The following is a 691-nucleotide window of genomic DNA, read 5'->3' as shown; positions in this document are numbered from 1 at the left end:
ATAGACTTTGCCAACTAATATTTATCCATGCTTAGAGCGATTAAATGGCAACACTGATACTTACACGGCACGCACAAGCCTCTTTAGGAAAGCAAGACTATGACCAGCTTTCTGATCTCGGCCACAAACAAGCCCATTTACTAGGTGAATATTTTGACAGCACTTCTATCAAGCCCAGTCGAGTTATTTGCGGCAGCTTAAAAAGGCATATTGAAACCGCTGACGCGATCACTCGCTCATTGCAATATAATCAAGCTATCGAAACTGATCCGCGCTGGAATGAATTCGACTTTAAGGGATTGATAAAAGCTTATTTGTCACTTAATAGCGACCAGGCGTTTAACTTAAGTAGAGACTCCAACCCGGCCACCTTTTTCAAGTTATTGAAAAAAGCTATGTTTGCCTGGGCGAATAACGACCTAGTAGGTCTGGTAGATGAATCTTGGAGCGACTTTGAGTACAGAATTGAAACTGGCTTAGAGGCAATTCGACAGCAAGCGGATCGTGATGATACCGTTATGTTAGTCAGCTCAGGTGGCGCAATTTCGATGGCGATAAGAAAAGTGATGGGACTAAGCGTAGAGCAGATGATTGATATTAACTTTCAGATTAAAAACGCAAGCTACGCTAGTTTCGATATTAAGCGGGACCGAATGGTGCTGTCGGGTTTTAACCATACCCCTCACCTAGA

1 protein-coding gene is annotated in these 691 nt (G+C 43.0%); it reads left to right on the top strand.

Going from position 1 to position 691, the window contains the following annotated elements; genetic code table 11:
- Window positions 1-44: 44 nt before the first annotated feature.
- On the top strand, window positions 45-691 hold a 647-nt coding region (locus tag A3729_RS08685; RefSeq protein WP_068633666.1), incomplete at its 3' end, for a histidine phosphatase family protein.

It is taken from the genome of Oleiphilus sp. HI0043 (assembly GCF_001634935.1).
The sequence above is the reverse complement of the archived record's forward strand: the minus strand, read 5'-3'. Positions and strand labels throughout refer to the sequence as shown.